This is a genomic window from Burkholderia sp. BCC1993 (assembly GCF_905339865.1).
In the GTDB taxonomy this organism is placed as follows: Bacteria; Pseudomonadota; Gammaproteobacteria; order Burkholderiales; family Burkholderiaceae; genus Burkholderia.
In genome coordinates, this window is the sequence record NZ_CAJPGZ010000070.1 from 1 (window position 1) to 486 (window position 486).

Here is a 486-nt window from a genome sequence, read left to right on the forward strand (position 1 = left end):
GTCGTCACGAGCAGGCCGGTGAGCGCCCACCAGGCGGCAACCGCGCCGCGCAGGCCCTTCATCAGGCGCATGTGCAGCCAGGCCGCGTAGTTGAGCCACACGATCAGCGCCCAGGTTTCCTTCGGGTCCCAGCTCCAGTAGCCACCCCATGCTTCCGCGGCCCACAGCGCGCCGAGAATCGTCGCGATCGTGAAGAACGCGAAGCCGACCGCGATCGACTTGTACATCACGTCGTCGAGCACCTCGAGCGTCGGCAGGCGATCGGCGAGCACGCCGCGCGCCTTCATCAGGTACGCGACCGACACCATCGCCGACAGCGCGAAGCTGCCGTAGCCGATGAAGTTCGCCGGCACGTGGATCTTCATCCACCAGCTCTGCAGCGCCGGCACGAGCGGCTGGATCTGCTGCGCGTCGCGCGCGACCGAGTACCACATCAGGAAGCCGACGGCCGCGCTGATGACCAGCAGCACGAACGCGCCGAGCGAA

General features: G+C 67.7%; 1 protein-coding gene. It reads right to left on the reverse strand.

Features of this window, described 5'->3' with window-relative positions; all coding sequences use genetic code 11:
- Positions 1 to 486, reverse strand: a 486-nt coding sequence (ccsA, locus tag U4Y91_RS36610) for a cytochrome c biogenesis protein CcsA (protein WP_321809132.1), incomplete at both ends; no start/stop codon positions are given.